We start from the raw sequence: 16,452 nt of genomic DNA, 5'->3' as shown, positions 1-16,452 counted from the left end.
TTTTCTATCTTCTCATAATTCGACTCGATCGAGTCCATCTTCACCAAATGTTTGGTCGAGTTGATCATGACGATACATCGAGGCGAGCACGTATAAGAGGTCACCTTCTTCGATGGCTGTCTGACCGTTCGGTGGAATCAAGTATTCGTTTCGGACGATGGCGTTCACGACGGTGTTCGGTGGGAGTGTGATGTCCGCGAGCGTTTTTCCAATCATGGATGAAGTTGCTGTGACCGCGTAAGGTACGAGTTTGTGTTGAGACTGTTTGCTCGAGACAAGGGCGATTGTGTATGGAGAACGAATTTTATCCGGACCGAGCAACCCTAACTTCTCGGCAAGTGGCGTCAACGTCGTCCCTTGGATCAGGGCGCTCGTCACGACGACGAAAAAGACGGCATTGAATAACAGTTGGCTATTTTCGGTACCGGCAATAAGCGGGAAAGTCGCAAGGACGATCGGCACGGCGCCTTTTAGACCAGCCCATGAGATGAACAACTTTTCTTTTCTCGTAAATGACATGCCAAGTGTCGATAAATAGACGGCAATCGGACGTGCCAAGAACATAAGGACGAATGAGATGAGTAGTCCTTTCCAAATCAAGTCCGGCTCGATGAGTTGACGAGGGAAGACGAGTAACCCAAGGATGACGAACATGATGATTTGCATGATCCACGCGAGCGCTTCTGAGAATTGGACGATTGTCACTTCATGCGCTGTATCCGCATTTCCGACAATCATGGCGGCGATATAGACGGCGAGTAATCCGCTTCCCAATAAGTAAGCTGTGACACCATAGGTAAGAAACGCCATAGAAATCATGAGAACGGCATGCAGTCCGCTCGAATCAAGTCTCAAGTGGTTCAACATGAGGCGAGACAGTTGTCCAAGGATGAAGCCGATCAATGCCCCGACAACGATTTGAAGGGCGAACATCCAAATTCCGTCCCAAATGGTCGTATCCGGCTTCATCATGAAGTCGAGAGCGAGAATCGTCAAAAACATCGCCATCGGGTCGTTCGTGCCGGACTCGGCTTCGAGAGTCGCACCGACTTTCGGTGAGATATTCTTTCCTTTAAATGCGGCGAAGACGGCCGCTGCGTCGGTCGAACCGATGATCGCACCGAACAAGAAAGATTCAATCCAATCGAAACCAAATACGAAACGAACGGCCACGGCGACTACTGTTGTAGTAATCAATACCCCAAGCGTCGCCAGCGAGGCAGAAGGGGCGAGGACGCTCCGGATTGATGACCATTTCGTTTGAAGACCCCCTTCAAACAAAATGACAATCAAGGCAGCGACTCCAATCAGCTGCGCTAAATTCGAGTCGTCAAAGAAGATGAGACCAGTAATGTCACTTCCCATGATCATGCCGATTCCCATAAATAAAATCAAGGCGGGCAAGCCGAATCGAGTCGAGATTCGTGTCGCCATGACACCGGCTACGAGAAGTAGACCGAAGAGTAAAATGAGTACATCAGTACTTATAACAGGTACGGGCAAACACAACACTTCCTTTCTGAAACAATACTCTTAAGTTCATTATACCATGAAATCGTCTGATATTTCAGAATTGAGGATTAGGCAAACCATACACATTGGAATTGTCGGTTATGAATATGGTAAAGTAAACACATCATAGAAGGAGGAATGATGATGTCTAAAATTCACGTCATTCATGAAAACGAAGAATGGACGAACCACCTTGTCCACCGTTTAAAAGAATTGAACTTGCCATATGAATTGTGGCACTTGGACCAAGGGACGATTGATCTCGAAGCAATGCCCCCGGAAGGTGTCTTTTATAATCGGATGAGTGCCTCCTCGCACACACGTGGGCATCGGTACGCACCAGAATTGACGGAAGGCGTCCTCGCTTGGTTAGAGGCAAACGACCGGACCGTGTTCAACGGCACACGTGCCATCCGCCTCGAAGTGAGTAAAGTCAATCAATACACGGCGCTTCGACGTGAAGGGATTCGCGTGCCGAAGACGATTGCGGCAGTCGGTAAGGCGCAAATCATCGAAGCGGCTGAGCAGTTAGCTTTGACGCCATTCATCACGAAACATAATCGTGCCGGAAAAGGACTTGGGGTCCAATTGTTCCATACGATCGAAGGACTCAAAGAATATGTATATGGTCCCTCGTTCGAGGAATCGGTTGACGGCATCACGCTCATTCAACAGTATATCGAAGCCCCGGAACCGTATATCACCCGTTGCGAGTTCATCGGCGGAAAGTTCCTTTATGCGGTCCGTGTCGACACGTCGGAAGGGTTCGAGCTCTGTCCTGCTGATGCCTGCTCGATTGAAGACCAGTTCTGCCCAGTCGGGGAGACGCCGCCGGCGAAGTTTGAAATCGTCGAAGGATTCGATGACCCCATCATTCCAAAGCTCGAACAGTTCTTGAAAGCGAATGCGATCGATATTGCGGGGATTGAAATCATTCGAGACCAAGACGGCAACGTCTACGCATACGACGTCAATACAAACACGAACTATAATTCCGATGCTGAAGCGAAAGCCGGACGCTACGGAATGCTTGAATTGGCTACTTTCTTAGGCGACGCACTTCACGTCACTACGACAAAATAAGGGTCAGGCGCTCGCCTGACCCTTTTGCTGTGTATGTTTGAGTTGCTCTTCAAATCGATGTTGGACTAATTCTGCTGTCGGTGCCATTCGTTCGATGAACGAATCTAAACGTTCCGCAGTGTCACGATCGGTTTCTTTAAACACGCGCATCGTTGTTCACCTCGTTAATCAGGATAACTTGCTTACATCATCCTTAATTCCCGAGGTGTTATACGCGTAAACCTTTTACACGCTAAAGAATGTGCTCAAATTTTCTTTTGGTAAGATGTTCCCAACGTAGAAGTCGCCGAACTCTCCATACTTCGCACTTACTTCGTCGAAACGCATCTCGTAAACGATTTTCTTAAACTGAAGTGAATCTTCAGCGAAGAGCGTGACGCCCCACTCCCATGCGTCGAATCCAGTCGACCCACCGATGAACTGTTGAATCTTACCGGCGTAGCTACGGCCAATCATGCTGTGACGATACATGAGGTCTTTGCGCTCATCCATCGACAACATGTACCAGTTGTCGCCGTCGCGACGAGCTTTACTCATCGGATAGAAACAGATGTGTGCGGCTTTTGGAAGTGTCGGATAGAGGCGTGAGCGGATATGAGGATTTTGATACGGGTCCCCGTCTCCAGATCCGCGATACATCCCGAGCTCGATGACCGACACGTATGAATACGACGGAATCATATAATCGTATAGCGCCGTTTTGCGGAAGGCGCGCTCGACATCTTCAAGTTCGTTGAATGTCGGACGAAGCACCATCAAGACGAGGTCTGCCTTCTGACCGAGAATCGAGTAAAAGGCGTGGCTTCCTTCGCCTTTTGCTTCAACTTCTTCGAGAGAAGCGAGGAACGCTGTGAACTCATCAATCATCTGTTGACGCTTTTCAGCATCGACGAGTTTCAAACGAGCCCAATCAATCGTGCGGAAATCATGAAGTGTATACCATCCGTCTAATGTGGCGGCGGCATGTTGTGTATCTGTTGTAGGTACTGGACGTTCTGACATAAAAAAATCTCCTTTCGGGACTTGGCTTCGCCGTCTATTTTACCATACACGCTTCACTGACTGGCAACTTTGAGGCACTGTGAGGGTTATCACGATTCATGGCGGGTAAAGAACAGAGGACAGAAACATGAAAACGGCTACAAAAATGGCTGTATCAGTCGGTTTGTCAAAACTGTTCTATTCATATAATGATTGATTCTAAGCGATTTATGGCGAAATGGGCAGAATAGTTTATTTTGAAAAGGGTACTGTGTATAATTGAAATCGCGTAAAGACACAAGTCAACGGCAAAACCATTAGCAGTCATGCTGTAAATTGAGAAAAGGGGTTCATTCGTTATGAAATTATTTGAAACGTTGAAGCAAAAAGTTAGCCCGGTTCGTCCGACCATCGTCTTCCCGGAAGGTATCGATGAGCGTGTTCTTGGAGCCGCTGTTCGATTGAAAGCAGACGGTATGGTAGAACCAATCGTCGTCGGTGCGAAAGCAGATCTCGAAGCGGTTGCGGCGAAACACGGTTTCGACATCTCAGGTTTGACACAATATGACCCAGCGACATACGAAGACATCGACGTCCTCGTCGAATCATTCGTCGAGCGTCGTAAAGGAAAAGCAACGGCTGAACAAGCGCGCGAACTCCTTACATCAGACGTGAACTACTTCGGAACAATGCTCGTTCACACAGGCAAAGCAGAAGGTCTTGTCTCAGGCGCGATGCACGCGACGGCTGATACGGTACGTCCGGCACTACAAATCATTAAAATGCAACCAGGCATCAAAAAGACGTCAGGTGTGTTCATCATGGTACGTGACGACGAGCAATACGTCTTCTCGGACTGTGCGATCAACATCGCACCGGACGCGGCAGATTTAGCAGAGAACGCGTTCTTGTCGGCAGCGACAGCGAAGACGTTCGGTATCGACCCACAAGTCGCGCTTCTTAGCTTCTCGACGAAAGGTTCTGCGAAGTCACCTGAAACAGAGAAAGTCGTGGAAGCGACACGCCTGGCAAAAGAAAAATCACCGAACCTTCCAATCGACGGAGAACTTCAATTCGATGCGGCATTCGTCCCTAGCGTAGCGGCGAAGAAAGCACCGGGTTCTGACGTTGCTGGTAAGGCGAACGTATTCGTCTTCCCAAGTCTTGAAGCCGGTAACATTGGCTACAAGATGGTTCAACGTTTCGGTGGATTTGAAGCGATCGGTCCGATCCTTCAAGGTCTCAACAAACCAGTGAACGACTTATCACGCGGTTGTAACGAAGAGGACGTCTACAAATTGACGCTCATCACAGCGGCGCAAGCAATCGACGAGCGCAACGAAGCGTGAGTCCGGAGCATTCTTCTTATAGAAGGATGCTTTTTTTGATGGCTCGTTATAAACTATTCAAGAAAGGAGTGATGAAATGGACGAACTAGATGAGAGTGTTTTATTACCTGAAGGACATCGTTACGCTATGTTTGGTGGCGGGGATGATGATTCGATTAAGACGTATTATGAAGGGGTATTTGAAACGGTCTTCATCGTGTTTCATCCATTCCTTGCTCCAATAGGTCACCCCACCATGATTGATCGTTATACCGATCTGGATAATAACGAGGTCGAACAGCAATTTCGGTCCGTTACATGGGAAGAGATGAGGCGAAGACTAGGTTTTCGTGACGTGAGCCGTATCGACCACGCGCTCCGAACGATGATTGGGGCGCTGAAACTACACGCCGAAGATCGAGAAGGGGCGAATCGAATCATTGAATATTGCGAACGTGAGAATGTGCTCCCACCAGGTGAAGGGGAACTGTCGGATCTGCTAAAGAATCAAGTGTTGCGTGTACTTTTGGAGATGGGAGAAGGCTGGATCTGGACCGGAGACGAATTTTGTACGGAACGGCATCTCATCCATCTCAGTGAGACGCTAGCCGCTGATACGTGGGGCATGCAACATCGGACGTTTTTCGGTTATCAACACGAATGGCTCATCGTATCGCCTTGGGATAGCCATTTCACGTTGTGTTGTGGCAGTCGCGCCTTTATCGAACAGGTCGTCAAACAATGTGAGCTCGAGGGGTTCTATTGTGATGCTGAGACGATGATCAACTGGAGTTTGTCGGAGCATAAGCTGAGGTAAACTAAAAGAGAAATCCATGATTGAAAGGGGAACTATGTATGCAAAGCATTCATGCAACAGAATTAAGAGAAAAGTTAGAGAACGGGGAATCTCTCCATATCATCGATGTACGCGAACAAGATGAATATGAGGCAGGGCATATCCCGAACGTACCACTCTATCCATTATCAGAATTCCCACAAGTGACAGAAAAGTTGGCACAAGACAATGTCTATCACGTGATTTGTCGTTCAGGTGGACGGAGTCAAACGGCGTGTGATTACTTAGAGTCGCAAGGCTACAAAGTCGTCAATGTCGACGGCGGAATGCTCGCTTGGGACGGCGACATCGAGGCGTGATGCTAGAGAATCCTTGGGTCGTCGTACCCCTTCTCATCGCACTTTATCTGACGGTCTATGCGGTGATGAAGCGATTTGACTGGGAGAAGTGGCGACTCGTCTGGGCAGTGTGGGTGATGCTCATCATCATCCTATTGACGATTGAACTCGTGACAAGTCTATAAAAAATGCGGAACCTCTTTTATAAAAAAGGTTCCGCATTTTTTATGCGTCTTGGCGTTTATCAAATGTGATTGATGCAATCGCGTCATGTTGGTGAATCGACTCTTCGTTACGGCATTCGACGAAGAAGTTCACAACTTGTTTCATCTCGTACAAGTCAGCCGCGATCAAGCGGACCATATCCTCGACGAAACGTGGGTTTTCGTACGCGATTTCAGTCGCACGTTTTTCATCCGGACGTTTAAGGACCGGGTGGAGTGGTGCTGAGGCGTTTGACTCTGCTGCATCGAGAAGTGCTGCACGCCAGTCGAATCCGTCCATCGATGTCTCATCAAGACCGGCTTCGATCGTGATGTACCCACGTTGGTTATGGGCACTGTATTCACTGATTTCTTTTGAGCATGGGCAAAGCGTCGTGACGTTGATGACGAGACCGACTGTCACGTTTGCAACACCCGTTTCGAGGTTATATGTCACACGGTGCATGACGTCCGCGTTCATCAAACCGCTAAGACCTGTCGCAGGTGCTTTACGCGTGAAGAACCATGGGTAACGGATTGTCAATTGGCCTTCTGTTTGTTCCATACGCTCGGCGAGCTCTTGCGCGAACTCGATTAACGAACGGTTTGATACCGTCCACCCTTGTTGATGGTACGCGTCGAGCTGCTCTGTCAAACGAGACATGTTGATCCCTTTACGGTCTTGTACGAGCGATGTCGTTAATTCAAATGTGGCGACCGTTGACTGGACCCCTTCTGGCGTCTCGACGTTCACGGGGTGCTTCACGTTTGAGATGCCGACACTGTCGAGGGCGAACAAGAAGTTTTTCGGTGTATTTTGTAAATCGACCATTTGTTCTTTTTCGGTCGGCTTTGTTCCTTTAATCGGTGGGACCGACCCGAACAATTTATGTCGTTCTGCTTTAGTAGGTAAAGCGACATGGCTTGTAGACATAATCGGATTCTCCTTTTTTCGAGCGGTTTAAAGCACCACTCGTTCTTGTTAGGATTTTATCACGAAATGATGGCTGAACGGGTATGATTTTGCTCTCATAACATGTTTTGAATATGCAATCGGAAAAAAATCCTTCAGATATTGAAGAAAGAGGATTGATTTACTTTGTGAACGGGAATAAAATGGTCCTGTGAACTTAAAAAATAGATCACTATTAAATATGAAGGAATTGAAAGAAAAAAGGAGATGTTTTTATGGATTGGCAGTTAGTCCTGCAGTATGCCTGGATCGTCGTCGTACTCGTCGGTTTGGAAGGCTTGTTATCTGCAGACAACGCGCTCGTCTTGGCCGTTATGGTCAAGCACTTGCCGCGTACAGAGCAGAAGAAGGCATTATTTTATGGACTCCTCGGGGCATTTGTTTTCCGATTTATCGCATTGTTCTTGATCTCGTTCTTGATCAACGTATGGCAAGTTCAGGCACTCGGTGCGCTTTACTTAATCGGGATGAGTGCGCGACACCTGTATATGACCTATAAGGCGAGAAAGATGGAGCCGAAGCAAGATTTGGCGGCCGAGGCGAAGGAAGAGACGGCTGTCACGGAGAAGCCGGTATCGAAAAAAGAATTTTGGCTCACTGTCGCAAAAGTCGAGTTTGCGGACATCGCTTTTGCCGTCGACTCAATCTTGGCAGCGGTCGCGCTTGCGGTCAGCTTGCCACCACTCGGTCTAGGTGAAATCGGTGGGATTGACTCGGGTCAGTTCTTCGTCGTCTTGACGGGTGGACTCATCGGGGTCGTCTTGATGCGATTCGCAGCTCGGATTTTCGTCAAGTTGCTTCATCAGCGTCCGACACTTGAAACGGCAGCTTTCATCATCGTCGGTTGGGTCGGGGTCAAGTTGACGGTGCTCGTACTTGAACACCCTGGTTTCAAGGAATTGATTGCCGGAACACCGTTCGAATTCATGGGACTCCCAGACGGGTTCGTCCACTCGACAGCTTGGACGATTTTCTTCTGGTCGGTCATGGTCGGGATTGCGACATGGGGCTGGTTCTCATCGAAACCGACAGCGGTCAAACAATAAAAAGTGGTCTCTCGTTTTTAAGCGAGAGACCTTTTCTTATGCAGTTACATTCTCTTTGTCGTAAATCGGTACCCAGCCTTCAGTCGTCACGAAAATACGAACGGCGACGACTTGGCGGTCTTCTTGTAACGTGAAGTAATGACGTGTGTTGACCGGCACGGAGATGAGATCACCTGGATTGAGCTCGATATTGAAGTATCCGCGTTCTGCATCGTCAATCGCAAAGATGCCGTGACCACTGACGATGAAACGAACCTCGTCATCTGTATGATGATGCTCTTTTTGGAAGTTGACGAGCAGTTCATCTAAATTCGGTGTCGCATCGGATAGCGAGATGACGTCAGCCGTCTTGTAGCCACGTCGTGCGGATACATCTTGAATCTCCTCACGGAACGTCGCCAAGATGGCTTCTTTGTCTTCGTCTGTCAGTTGGTAATTTTCCTGAAGAGAAGCCGGTAACTTCGCGATGTCCCATGCTTCGTAAAGGATGTCTCGTGATTCTAAAAAGGCACGTACCTCTTGTTGTTCGCTGACGCGTTCTTCTGTTTGTTGGAAATAAATCGTTGCCATGTTGAATTCCTCCTTATGAATGGACGCCTAAGGCGCGTAATTTTAATGAATAGCTGAACAAAAATTCATATGCTTCTAAATAACGTTTTGCCGCAGCTGGCGTCTCGCCCCAAACGGTGATTCCGTGGTTCCGAATGAGGACGGCACCTGCATCGCTTGTGACGTGTGTGGCGAAAGCGCGAGCGAGCGTCGGGATATCCGCGTGGTTCTCGATAATGGGGATCCGGACACTGGCCGTCTCTTCCCAATAACCGAGCGCTTTGATGATTTCTTGACCTGTGAACGTAACATGACCTTTTGCAGCATACAGTTCCGAGATGACGTTATTGTCGACCGTATGCACGTGAAGCGAACATGTTGCGTTCGTATTGTTGAAGATATCGACATGTAACAACGTCTCAGCCGACGGTTTGCCTGTCTGCTCTCCAATCAATTGACCGGTCGCATCAACGAGGACGAAATCTTCATCGGTGCGCTTTCGTTTATCACGACCGCTTGCCGTCACAAGGAATGTCAATGGGTCATCTGATACGCGGATCGCCAGGTTCCCGCTCGTTCCGGGGAACCAGTCTCGTGCGGCGAGCTCGTCTTTAATGTCGGCAAGTTCTCCCCACCGTTCTTGCACAGTCATACGTTCACTCCTTTCATATGAGCTGAAATATCGTAGAATGTCTCGAACGGAATATGCCGAATTCCTTCCGCCTCACATAGCGAAATCAATTGCCCCCGTGCATACACGACGTCGGCACGTTTGGCGATTTCAAAGTCGGTGACGGAGTCCCCGATGACAATCAACGTGTCGGTAGGTGAGACAATCTGTCGGGCAATCGTCGGCTTGCAGCATCCACAATCGTTCGAACAATGGACATCGCATGTATGAGGCCAGGTGACGTGTGCCGTCTCTCCAGAGAAATCAACATGATTGCAGTAGATGTGTTCCGGTTCGACGTAACCTTCTAGAATCGGATGGACGAAAAAGTCCATTCCGCCACTGACGACATCAAATCGAAAGCCGCATGACTGTGTCTCCTGTAAAAACTCGATAAACCCTGGTCGAAACGTTATGGTCGACTGAAGAAATTCACGGTACTTCAATTCCTGTTCACTCGGGAGCAAGCTGAACATCTGACCGACGCCTTCGCGAATGGAGAGCGTTTGGTTCAACACACTATCTTTAAGTTCGACCCATTCAGGTGGGGCGAAGCGTCGCATCAATGCGATGATGTTATCTTCTTCCGTGATGGTCCCGTCGAAATCACAGATGACGTGCGTACTCATCGTGCACCCCACGCATCTAAAGCAGTCGATAACGCATCGGTCTCGCTCGTCTTACCAATTGCTTGATCGATCGCTTGGCGGAACGCTCTCGCTCCGTCAGCCGCACCGTCTGGATGTCCGTGAATCCCACCACCCGCATTGATGACGACATCTGATCCGAAGTCACGAATCAAATCTGGTACGAGTCCAGGATGGATACCGGCAGACGGGACCGTCAGAATCGGTTTCGTCCAATGAGGTTCTGTCGCGTACGTCTGAATCTGTTGTGCCTCGTCTTTCGGTGTCGACAGTGAACCGTATGGCGACGGGAAGAGTGTCAAGTCTGCCCCGGCCAAGCGAATCAGTTTCCCGAACAGTAGGGAATGACGAACCGATCCGGTCAACGCTCCGGCAAAAGCGGGATGTGCCAAAATCGGGACATGAATCTCAGGATCTTTAGCGAGCTCGCGCAATGCGTCGAGCCCATACGTATATACGTTGAATAAGAGTGCGGTCGCGCCTGCCTCCATCAATCGCTTCGCCTGGTCGAGTAAGGTGAAAACGGGTCCGCTCAACGTGACGGCGTATAGAACGGAGCGACCGGTCGTTTCTTTATGCTCCCGGATGACCGATGCCCCGATCCGTGCCCGTTCGAGCGACGGGGTGAGCGGATTGTCATATAGAATTTCATCGTCTTTGACGAGGTCGATGCCGCCTGCGAACTGGTCCCGGAGTTGTGTCGCCAAAAAATCAAGGTCTCGTCCGATGACGCCTTTGAAGATGCTCATCGCGAGCGGGCGGTCGTGTACACGAAGGATGTCCCGGACCCCTTCAACTCCGAATGCGGCACCCGGAAAGTCCGGTGCGAGTTCCTCTGGAAGCGAGAGGTCGACAAGTTGAACGCCTGGGTCGAGGGAGAGCTTACCGAATGTCGTCGTCAGAATGGACGAAAAGTCCGGTGTCACGTTATGTAGCGGGTAGCGAATCGAGAAGCGACTTGTCGTTTCTTGTTGGGACGTGGCGATGACCTCACCTCGGAACGCTTGCAGTTGATATTGTTCGAGATGGTTCAACTCGGTCCATGTCCCGACGGTCAGCTCATGTGCGATTTTCTCAGCTACACGCTCGACGTGATCGGTATGTTTGATTTCATAAGTAGCGATGATTCCCATAAGTTCCTCCTTTCAGGTCAAACAAAAAATGACCTCATGCCAAGGCAAGAGGTCATTCAAAAAAACAATGAACTCTTATCTCTCAGCGTTAGCTGCAAGAATTAGCACCGTGCCATTTCTGGTCGGTTGCTGCGACATCATCGGGCTTGTCCCTCCGTCTGCTCTTGATAAGAATAGTTGTGAAGTTGTGAAATTTAATTGAATTTTTACATAGAATCGCTCACTCGTCAATTCCTTTTTTTGAGAAAAAAAGTTTAAAAATAATGTTTCTATATATGCGTGTCGAAAATAAGTGGGCGACTGAAAATAGAGGATTGACAACTAGCATGCCTAGTCCGTAATATTCGTCTCAACACGTCAAACACAATTACATCATTTACTCTTATCGCGAGTTGGCAGAGGGAATTGGCCCTAAGACGCCGCAGCAACCGACCATTTGGCACGGTGCTACATCCACCAGACACATGTCTGAAAGATGAGAGGAACAACCAATTTGGGTGTGCCTCTTTCTCGCGGAGAAAGGGGCTTTTTTCATGCATAGATCCAAGAAAGGGGAAAACCATCATGGCTTATGAGGCGTTTACAGAACAGAGTGTCGTCGACCACGTTCGACAGTTAGGGTTACTAGAAGAGGGGATTGCAGAATGCGAGGAGATCGGGGATGGAAATTTAAATCTCGTCTTTCGCATTCGTCAAGGAGAGACGTCATTGATTGTGAAACAAGCGTTACCGTATGCAAAAGTCGTGGGGGAGAGCTGGCCGCTCACGCTTGATCGGTCTTGGATTGAACAGCTGGCTCTTCGTGAATTTTCAAAAGTCGTGCCTCAGTTCGTCCCGAGTGTCCTCGGGAGTGACCGTGAACTCGCCTATACGATTTTAGAAGATTTATCATCGTTCGAAATCGTCCGCACCGGCTTCCTAAAAGGAGAGAGCTACCCGAACTTAGCCCGCCACGTCGGTACGTTCCTCGGGGAAACGTTGTTTGCGACGTCTGACTACGCGAACGGACCACTCGTGAAGAAACAAATCGAAAAAGAGTATTACAATCCAGAACTATGCGATATCACGGAGAAACTGATCTTCACCGACCCGTATCGCGACGCAGAATCGAATCAAATCGAGCCAGTCCTTCGTCCGGATGTGGAGCAACTCTGGTCAGACCTCGCTTTGAAAATTGAAGTGACCAAATTGAAGGTTGGGTTCGTGACGAAGCACGAAGCGCTACTGCACGGGGATTTACATACAGGAAGCATTTTTGCGACCCGTCAAGAAACAAAAATCATCGATCCCGAATTTGCGTTTTACGGTCCGTTCGGCTTTGACATTGGTCAAATCATTGCTCATCTGGTGTTCTCAACGTATGCGCATCCGTTGAAACGATTCGAACGCTTCACCGAAGTACTCACCGTCTGGGAGACGTTCGAGAAAACGTTCCGTACCCGCTTTACACAGGCCGCAGAGCCGTTCAACACAGTAGGATTCGTGGACGAACTGTTGCCATCCATTTTGAGTGACGCCATCGGCTACGCAGGCTGCGAATTGATTCGGCGGACTGTCGGTCTGGCTGGAGTCGCCGACTTAGAGACATTACCAGACGACCTTCGCATCGAACGGAAACGCCACGCCTTAGAGCTCGGTACGCGTCTCATCAAACAGCGCCATCAAATTCAATCCATCGATCAATTGATTCCAGTCTTGTCGGAGGTGCGCGTATGAGTGTGCAAAGTATTCATTTCGATGCCGACACGGAAGTGTTGACGATTTTAGATCAGACGCTGTTGCCGCAAGAAGAGCGCTATGTCGAAGTGTTGACGCTCGAACAGGCCGAGAAGGCAATCAAGTCGCTTCAAGTTCGCGGTGCACCGGCCATCGCTTATTTCGGAGCGTTTGTCCTTGCGAAAGAAGCGTCACGTCTGCAAGACAATCCATATTTTCATCTCCAATTGAATCAAGTCGGTCAACGGTTGATTGCGACAAGACCGACCGCGGTCAACTTACAGCATGTCATCGAATCACTCCTTCGATTGAATGTGGGGGAGGACTTTGAACAGATTGCAAAAGCAATCAAGCAGCGTGCGATTGAAATCTTTGAACAAGACGTGGCTACGTATCGCACGATTGGGGAACATGCGCTCACCGTGTTACCCGCTGGTGGCAACGTATTGACGATTTGTAACGCCGGTGCCATCGCGACGTCACGATACGGTACCGCGCTCGCGCCGTTCTATGTCGGGAAAGAGCGTGGCATCCCGTTTCGGGTGTTCGCGTCCGAAACGCGACCGCTGCTTCAAGGAGCACGACTGACCGTATGGGAGCTCGACCGGGCAGATATCGATGTCACACTGATTACAGATAACATGGCGGCCTGGACCATCCAGACGAAACAAATCGATGCTATCATCGTCGGGGCGGACCGCATCACCCGTACCGGTCATACAGCGAATAAAATCGGAACACTTCAGCTTGCGATTTTGGCGAAGCATTACGGCATCCCATTCTATGTGGCTGCTCCGCATTCGACATTCGATTTAGAGGCAGATGACACGATTCAAATCGAAGAACGGGACGCGCATGAAGTGACCCATATCGGGGGACATCCGACGGCACTCGTCGGCATCACCGTCTTCAATCCGGCGTTTGATGTGACACCACCCGAACTGATTACCGGTCTAATTACAGAGACAGGTGTGCTCGAACCGACTGAGTCGGTCATTGTAGAACATGTAGGAGGAAACACATATGTCTAAAAAAATCATCTTCTTCCTGTTGACCGTCATCCTGGCACTTGCCGGATGCACGAACGAACAGGCTCAACCGAAAACGACTACGACAACAAGTAAAACGGAAGCGAAAACCGTCAACGTCTCAAATGAGACGCTTCCGAAAAATCTAGAAGTCGCCCTCGTTATGCAGATGTCGATCGGGACGTTCTCTTCGCAGTATATCGAAGGGGTGACCGAGCAAGTCGAAGCGTTCGGTGGCAACGTGAAAGTGTATAATGCCGAAAATGATTTGTCGAAAATGGCGAGTTATGTCGATACGGCGACGACGCAAGGAGTCGATGTGATCTTGATTGACCACGGACGTGCCGATGCCTTGAAAGAACCGGTTCAACGGGCGCTCGACAAAGGCATCAAAGTCGTTGCATTCGATAACGATTTGACGAACGAAGGCGTGACGGTCATCGACCAAGATGATTATTCACTAGCATGGCGCTCGCTAAAAGCACTCGCGGAAGATTTGGACGGGGAAGGGAACATCGTCACGATTTGGGTCGGTGGATTCACCCCGATGGAACGTCGACATACGATTTATGACGCGTTCTTAAAACGCTATCCCGGCATCCAGGAAGTCGCAAAGTTCGGTTCGGCGACGAACAACACGGCGCTCGATACGCAAAGCCAGATGGAGGCGATTTTGAAGAAGTACCCGGAAGGCGAAATTGATGCGGTGTTTGCGATGTGGGATGAGTTCGCAAAAGGGGCGAGCCGTGCCATCAAACAGGCAGGACGTGACGAGATTGCCGTCTATGGAATTGATTTGAGTGACGAAGATTTACAACTTATGCAAGAAGAGGGAAGTCCGTGGAAAGTGACAGCTGCCACAGATCCAGCCGAAATCGGTCGCATTCAAGTCCGTTACGCTTATCAAAAAGTAGTCGGGGACGAAACGCCTTCAATTCATTCGGTCGACCCATATCTAGTGGATCGTGATGTCTTGCCGGACGAGGCTGTCACGATGGATGACCTTGGACAGTACGTTCCGGGTTGGGGCGAATCAAATGCGGCATGGTCGGATTGGATGAAGGAGACGGACTGATGATTCACTTGGAACGAATCACGAAACAGTACGGTGACGTCACGGTGCTTGATCAACTGTCATTCAGTTTGAAGCCTGGAGACATTCATGGTCTCCTCGGTCTGAACGGGGCCGGTAAGAGTACCCTCATCAAACTGCTAAACGGAACGGTCGAACCGACGTCCGGCGAATTGTCCATTGATGGAAAACCAATCTGGCTCACACCAGCGGAAGCGATTCGTCATGGCATCATCACGGTATCGCAAGAAGTCGATGATGCGCTCTATTTGGACTTGCCTGTGTATGAGAATGTCCTTCCATGGCAGACGGTGAAATGGATTCGCCCGCAACGTTTGAAAGAGCGAGCGCAACGCGTGTTGTCCCGAGTCGGTTTAGAGGTCGATCCAACGATTCCAGCCGGTCAATACCCGCTCAGCGTGAAGCAGCGCCTTCTCATCGCCCGAGCACTCGAGAGCGATGCCAAGTATTTACTCCTCGACGAACCGACCGCTGCCTTATCGGAAACGGAGGCCGACGCCTTACTGGAATTGTTACAGAAGCTTGCGACAGAAGGAGTCGGAATTGTATTGGTCACGCATCGTTCAAACGAGCTCACACGGGTCACGTCGACCTCTACGTTTCTTCGAGACGGACGTGTTGTGTACGATGGACCGTACCAATCGCTCTCCTCGGAAGCGGTGCAGACATTTTTGAGTGGGACGACATTTGATGCAGTGTTAGAAAAGGCAGTGCCTGAAAATGAGATTTTCTTGTCTGCGCAGTTGCCCCTTCCACTCTTCCAATCTGACATTTCGATTGAAGCGTATCGCGGGGAAGTGCTCGGGATTGGTGGATTGACGGGAAGTGGGAAGACGGAACTGATGGAAGCATTGTTCGGTCTTTCTGGGATTCGTCAATCCATCACAATCGAGGGGAAAGAGCACGTGATCAAAGAACCGGCAGACGCCGTACGTTTAGGATTTGCACTCGTTCCAGAGGAGAGACGTCGTCATGGATTATTTTTAGACGAGACGATTGAACGGAACGTGATTGCTGTCGCAGGAAAGACCGATGATGTCTCGGACGTATTGAAATCGCTTCGTGTCCGCTATGCGAACGTGAAACAACCGGTAAGTGAGCTGAGTGGCGGAAATCAGCAGAAGGTCGTCTTCAGCAAATGGTTGCTCGATGACCGAGACATCTATCTGCTCGACGAACCGACAAAAGGAATCGATATCGCAGCGAAACAAGACGTGTATGAACGCGTCATTGCACTCGCGAAACAAGGGAAGACCGTATTGTTCACGTCAAGTGAGCGACATGAACTCGAACGGGTCGCCAATCGAATCGTTTGGCTCGACCGTGGACAAATTGTAGAGAAAGGAGGCGTGTAAG

18 protein-coding genes and 2 riboswitches are annotated in these 16,452 nt (G+C 49.6%); of the genes, 10 read left to right on the top strand and 8 right to left on the bottom strand.

The annotated features are described in order from the left end of the window. Nucleotides 1-12: 12 nt before the first annotated feature. Nucleotides 13-1,503 carry a potassium/proton antiporter gene (locus GVY43_RS09785; RefSeq protein WP_159563045.1) on the bottom strand — a complete coding sequence of 497 codons (1,491 nt, stop codon included), beginning with the start codon at nt 1,501-1,503 and terminating at the stop codon, nt 13-15. A 153-nt stretch (nt 1,504-1,656) separates the two neighbouring features. Here GVY43_RS09785 and GVY43_RS09780 point away from each other — a divergent pair, with 153 nt between their 5' ends. Then, nucleotides 1,657-2,595, top strand: coding sequence for a RimK family alpha-L-glutamate ligase (locus GVY43_RS09780; RefSeq protein ID WP_074035547.1), 939 nt, complete (start codon nt 1,657-1,659; stop codon nt 2,593-2,595). 3 nt (nt 2,596-2,598) lie between these two features. Here the strand turns inward: GVY43_RS09780 and GVY43_RS15980 are convergent, their stop codons facing one another. Together GVY43_RS15980 and hemQ are read right to left on the bottom strand one after the other, a co-directional pair. Next, nucleotides 2,599-2,745, bottom strand: a complete 147-nt coding sequence (locus GVY43_RS15980) for a hypothetical protein (protein ID WP_012727492.1) — start codon at nt 2,743-2,745, stop codon at nt 2,599-2,601. Nucleotides 2,746-2,820: 75 nt separating this feature from the next. Then, nucleotides 2,821-3,597 carry a hydrogen peroxide-dependent heme synthase gene (gene hemQ, locus GVY43_RS09775; protein WP_074035549.1) on the bottom strand — a complete coding sequence of 259 codons (777 nt, stop codon included), beginning with the start codon at nt 3,595-3,597 and terminating at the stop codon, nt 2,821-2,823. A gap of 338 nt (nt 3,598-3,935) precedes the next feature. Between hemQ and pta the strand changes: the two genes are divergently transcribed. The 4 genes from pta (at nt 3,936) to GVY43_RS15975 (ending at nt 6,223) form a co-directional block, all read left to right on the top strand. Next, nucleotides 3,936-4,925, top strand: a complete 990-nt coding sequence (gene pta, locus GVY43_RS09770; RefSeq protein ID WP_012727490.1) for a phosphate acetyltransferase — start codon at nt 3,936-3,938, stop codon at nt 4,923-4,925. 76 nt (nt 4,926-5,001) lie between these two features. Beyond that, complete coding sequence (locus GVY43_RS09765; RefSeq protein ID WP_159563044.1) at nt 5,002-5,721, top strand: DUF2711 family protein; 720 nt, start codon at nt 5,002-5,004, stop codon at nt 5,719-5,721. Between the two features lie 38 nt (nt 5,722-5,759). Continuing rightward, on the top strand, nt 5,760-6,059 hold the full coding sequence (locus tag GVY43_RS09760; protein ID WP_041917952.1) for a rhodanese-like domain-containing protein: 300 nt from the start codon (nt 5,760-5,762) through the stop codon (nt 6,057-6,059). Further along, nucleotides 6,059-6,223: a hypothetical protein gene (locus GVY43_RS15975; RefSeq protein WP_012727488.1), complete on the top strand. Its 165-nt coding sequence runs from the start codon at nt 6,059-6,061 to the stop codon at nt 6,221-6,223. Before GVY43_RS09760 ends, GVY43_RS15975 begins: the two co-directional genes overlap by 1 nt. A gap of 40 nt (nt 6,224-6,263) precedes the next feature. Here GVY43_RS15975 and folE2 read toward each other — a convergent pair whose 3' ends face one another. Next, a complete protein-coding gene (gene folE2 / locus GVY43_RS09755; protein ID WP_012727487.1) occupies nt 6,264-7,175 on the bottom strand; it encodes a GTP cyclohydrolase FolE2 in 912 nt (303 codons plus the stop codon). A 254-nt stretch (nt 7,176-7,429) separates the two neighbouring features. On the opposite strand from folE2, the gene GVY43_RS09750 reads away from it, so the two are divergent. Next, on the top strand, nt 7,430-8,260 hold the full coding sequence (locus tag GVY43_RS09750) for a TerC family protein (protein ID WP_012727486.1): 831 nt from the start codon (nt 7,430-7,432) through the stop codon (nt 8,258-8,260). 36 nt (nt 8,261-8,296) lie between these two features. Here GVY43_RS09750 and GVY43_RS09745 read toward each other — a convergent pair whose 3' ends face one another. Genes GVY43_RS09745 through GVY43_RS09730 form a run of 4 tightly spaced genes read right to left on the bottom strand, consistent with a single transcriptional unit; the run spans nt 8,297 to nt 11,259 of the window. Further along, entirely contained in the window at nt 8,297-8,830 is a 534-nt protein-coding gene (locus tag GVY43_RS09745; RefSeq protein WP_159563043.1) for a cupin domain-containing protein, read from the bottom strand. A 13-nt stretch (nt 8,831-8,843) separates the two neighbouring features. Further along, nucleotides 8,844-9,461 carry a methylthioribulose 1-phosphate dehydratase gene (locus GVY43_RS09740; protein ID WP_159563042.1) on the bottom strand — a complete coding sequence of 206 codons (618 nt, stop codon included), beginning with the start codon at nt 9,459-9,461 and terminating at the stop codon, nt 8,844-8,846. After that, entirely contained in the window at nt 9,458-10,108 is a 651-nt protein-coding gene (locus GVY43_RS09735; RefSeq protein ID WP_159563041.1) for a 2-hydroxy-3-keto-5-methylthiopentenyl-1-phosphate phosphatase, read from the bottom strand. The genes GVY43_RS09740 and GVY43_RS09735 overlap by 4 nt, the downstream gene beginning before the upstream one ends. After that, a complete protein-coding gene (locus GVY43_RS09730; RefSeq protein ID WP_159563040.1) occupies nt 10,105-11,259 on the bottom strand; it encodes a 2,3-diketo-5-methylthiopentyl-1-phosphate enolase in 1,155 nt (384 codons plus the stop codon). Before GVY43_RS09730 ends, GVY43_RS09735 begins: the two co-directional genes overlap by 4 nt. Before the next feature lie 72 nt (nt 11,260-11,331). After that, nucleotides 11,332-11,433: riboswitch (SAM riboswitch) on the bottom strand. A 205-nt stretch (nt 11,434-11,638) separates the two neighbouring features. Further along, nucleotides 11,639-11,741: riboswitch (SAM riboswitch) on the top strand. Between the two features lie 82 nt (nt 11,742-11,823). Here GVY43_RS09730 and mtnK point away from each other — a divergent pair. From mtnK to GVY43_RS09710, 4 genes are read left to right on the top strand one after another with little or no spacing between them, the layout of a single operon-like run. Next, nucleotides 11,824-12,975, top strand: coding sequence for an S-methyl-5-thioribose kinase (gene mtnK / locus GVY43_RS09725; RefSeq protein WP_159563039.1), 1,152 nt, complete (start codon nt 11,824-11,826; stop codon nt 12,973-12,975). Further along, nucleotides 12,972-14,006, top strand: a complete 1,035-nt coding sequence (gene mtnA / locus GVY43_RS09720; protein WP_159563038.1) for an S-methyl-5-thioribose-1-phosphate isomerase — start codon at nt 12,972-12,974, stop codon at nt 14,004-14,006. Before mtnK ends, mtnA begins: the two co-directional genes overlap by 4 nt. Beyond that, the gene (locus GVY43_RS09715; RefSeq protein ID WP_159563037.1) at nt 13,999-15,078 is read left to right on the top strand and encodes a sugar ABC transporter substrate-binding protein; all 1,080 of its coding nucleotides are present in this window, start codon (nt 13,999-14,001) and stop codon (nt 15,076-15,078) included. Before mtnA ends, GVY43_RS09715 begins: the two co-directional genes overlap by 8 nt. Beyond that, complete coding sequence (locus GVY43_RS09710; protein WP_159563036.1) at nt 15,078-16,451, top strand: sugar ABC transporter ATP-binding protein; 1,374 nt, start codon at nt 15,078-15,080, stop codon at nt 16,449-16,451. Before GVY43_RS09715 ends, GVY43_RS09710 begins: the two co-directional genes overlap by 1 nt. Nucleotide 16,452 lies beyond the last annotated feature (1 nt).

This window comes from Exiguobacterium sp. 8H (genome assembly GCF_902506255.1).
Classification (GTDB): Bacteria; Bacillota; Bacilli; order Exiguobacteriales; family Exiguobacteriaceae; genus Exiguobacterium; species Exiguobacterium profundum.
This window is presented reverse-complemented; position numbering and strand designations above follow the sequence as displayed.

What these genes read in the sequence shown, in the direction of transcription:
- GVY43_RS09780 (WP_074035547.1), top strand. Translation starts at nt 1,657, where the DNA reads ATGTCTAAAATTCACGTCATTCATGAAAACGAAGAATGGACGAACCAC.
- GVY43_RS15980 (WP_012727492.1), bottom strand. Translation starts at nt 2,745, where the DNA reads ATGCGCGTGTTTAAAGAAACCGATCGTGACACTGCGGAACGTTTAGAT.
- hemQ (WP_074035549.1), bottom strand. Translation starts at nt 3,597, where the DNA reads ATGTCAGAACGTCCAGTACCTACAACAGATACACAACATGCCGCCGCC.
- pta (WP_012727490.1), top strand. Translation starts at nt 3,936, where the DNA reads ATGAAATTATTTGAAACGTTGAAGCAAAAAGTTAGCCCGGTTCGTCCG.
- GVY43_RS09765 (WP_159563044.1), top strand. Translation starts at nt 5,002, where the DNA reads ATGGACGAACTAGATGAGAGTGTTTTATTACCTGAAGGACATCGTTAC.
- GVY43_RS09760 (WP_041917952.1), top strand. Translation starts at nt 5,760, where the DNA reads ATGCAAAGCATTCATGCAACAGAATTAAGAGAAAAGTTAGAGAACGGG.
- GVY43_RS15975 (WP_012727488.1), top strand. Translation starts at nt 6,059, where the DNA reads ATGCTAGAGAATCCTTGGGTCGTCGTACCCCTTCTCATCGCACTTTAT.
- folE2 (WP_012727487.1), bottom strand. Translation starts at nt 7,175, where the DNA reads ATGTCTACAAGCCATGTCGCTTTACCTACTAAAGCAGAACGACATAAA.
- GVY43_RS09750 (WP_012727486.1), top strand. Translation starts at nt 7,430, where the DNA reads ATGGATTGGCAGTTAGTCCTGCAGTATGCCTGGATCGTCGTCGTACTC.
- GVY43_RS09745 (WP_159563043.1), bottom strand. Translation starts at nt 8,830, where the DNA reads ATGGCAACGATTTATTTCCAACAAACAGAAGAACGCGTCAGCGAACAA.
- GVY43_RS09740 (WP_159563042.1), bottom strand. Translation starts at nt 9,461, where the DNA reads ATGACTGTGCAAGAACGGTGGGGAGAACTTGCCGACATTAAAGACGAG.
- GVY43_RS09735 (WP_159563041.1), bottom strand. Translation starts at nt 10,108, where the DNA reads ATGAGTACGCACGTCATCTGTGATTTCGACGGGACCATCACGGAAGAA.
- GVY43_RS09730 (WP_159563040.1), bottom strand. Translation starts at nt 11,259, where the DNA reads ATGGGAATCATCGCTACTTATGAAATCAAACATACCGATCACGTCGAG.
- mtnK (WP_159563039.1), top strand. Translation starts at nt 11,824, where the DNA reads ATGGCTTATGAGGCGTTTACAGAACAGAGTGTCGTCGACCACGTTCGA.
- mtnA (WP_159563038.1), top strand. Translation starts at nt 12,972, where the DNA reads ATGAGTGTGCAAAGTATTCATTTCGATGCCGACACGGAAGTGTTGACG.
- GVY43_RS09715 (WP_159563037.1), top strand. Translation starts at nt 13,999, where the DNA reads ATGTCTAAAAAAATCATCTTCTTCCTGTTGACCGTCATCCTGGCACTT.
- GVY43_RS09710 (WP_159563036.1), top strand. Translation starts at nt 15,078, where the DNA reads ATGATTCACTTGGAACGAATCACGAAACAGTACGGTGACGTCACGGTG.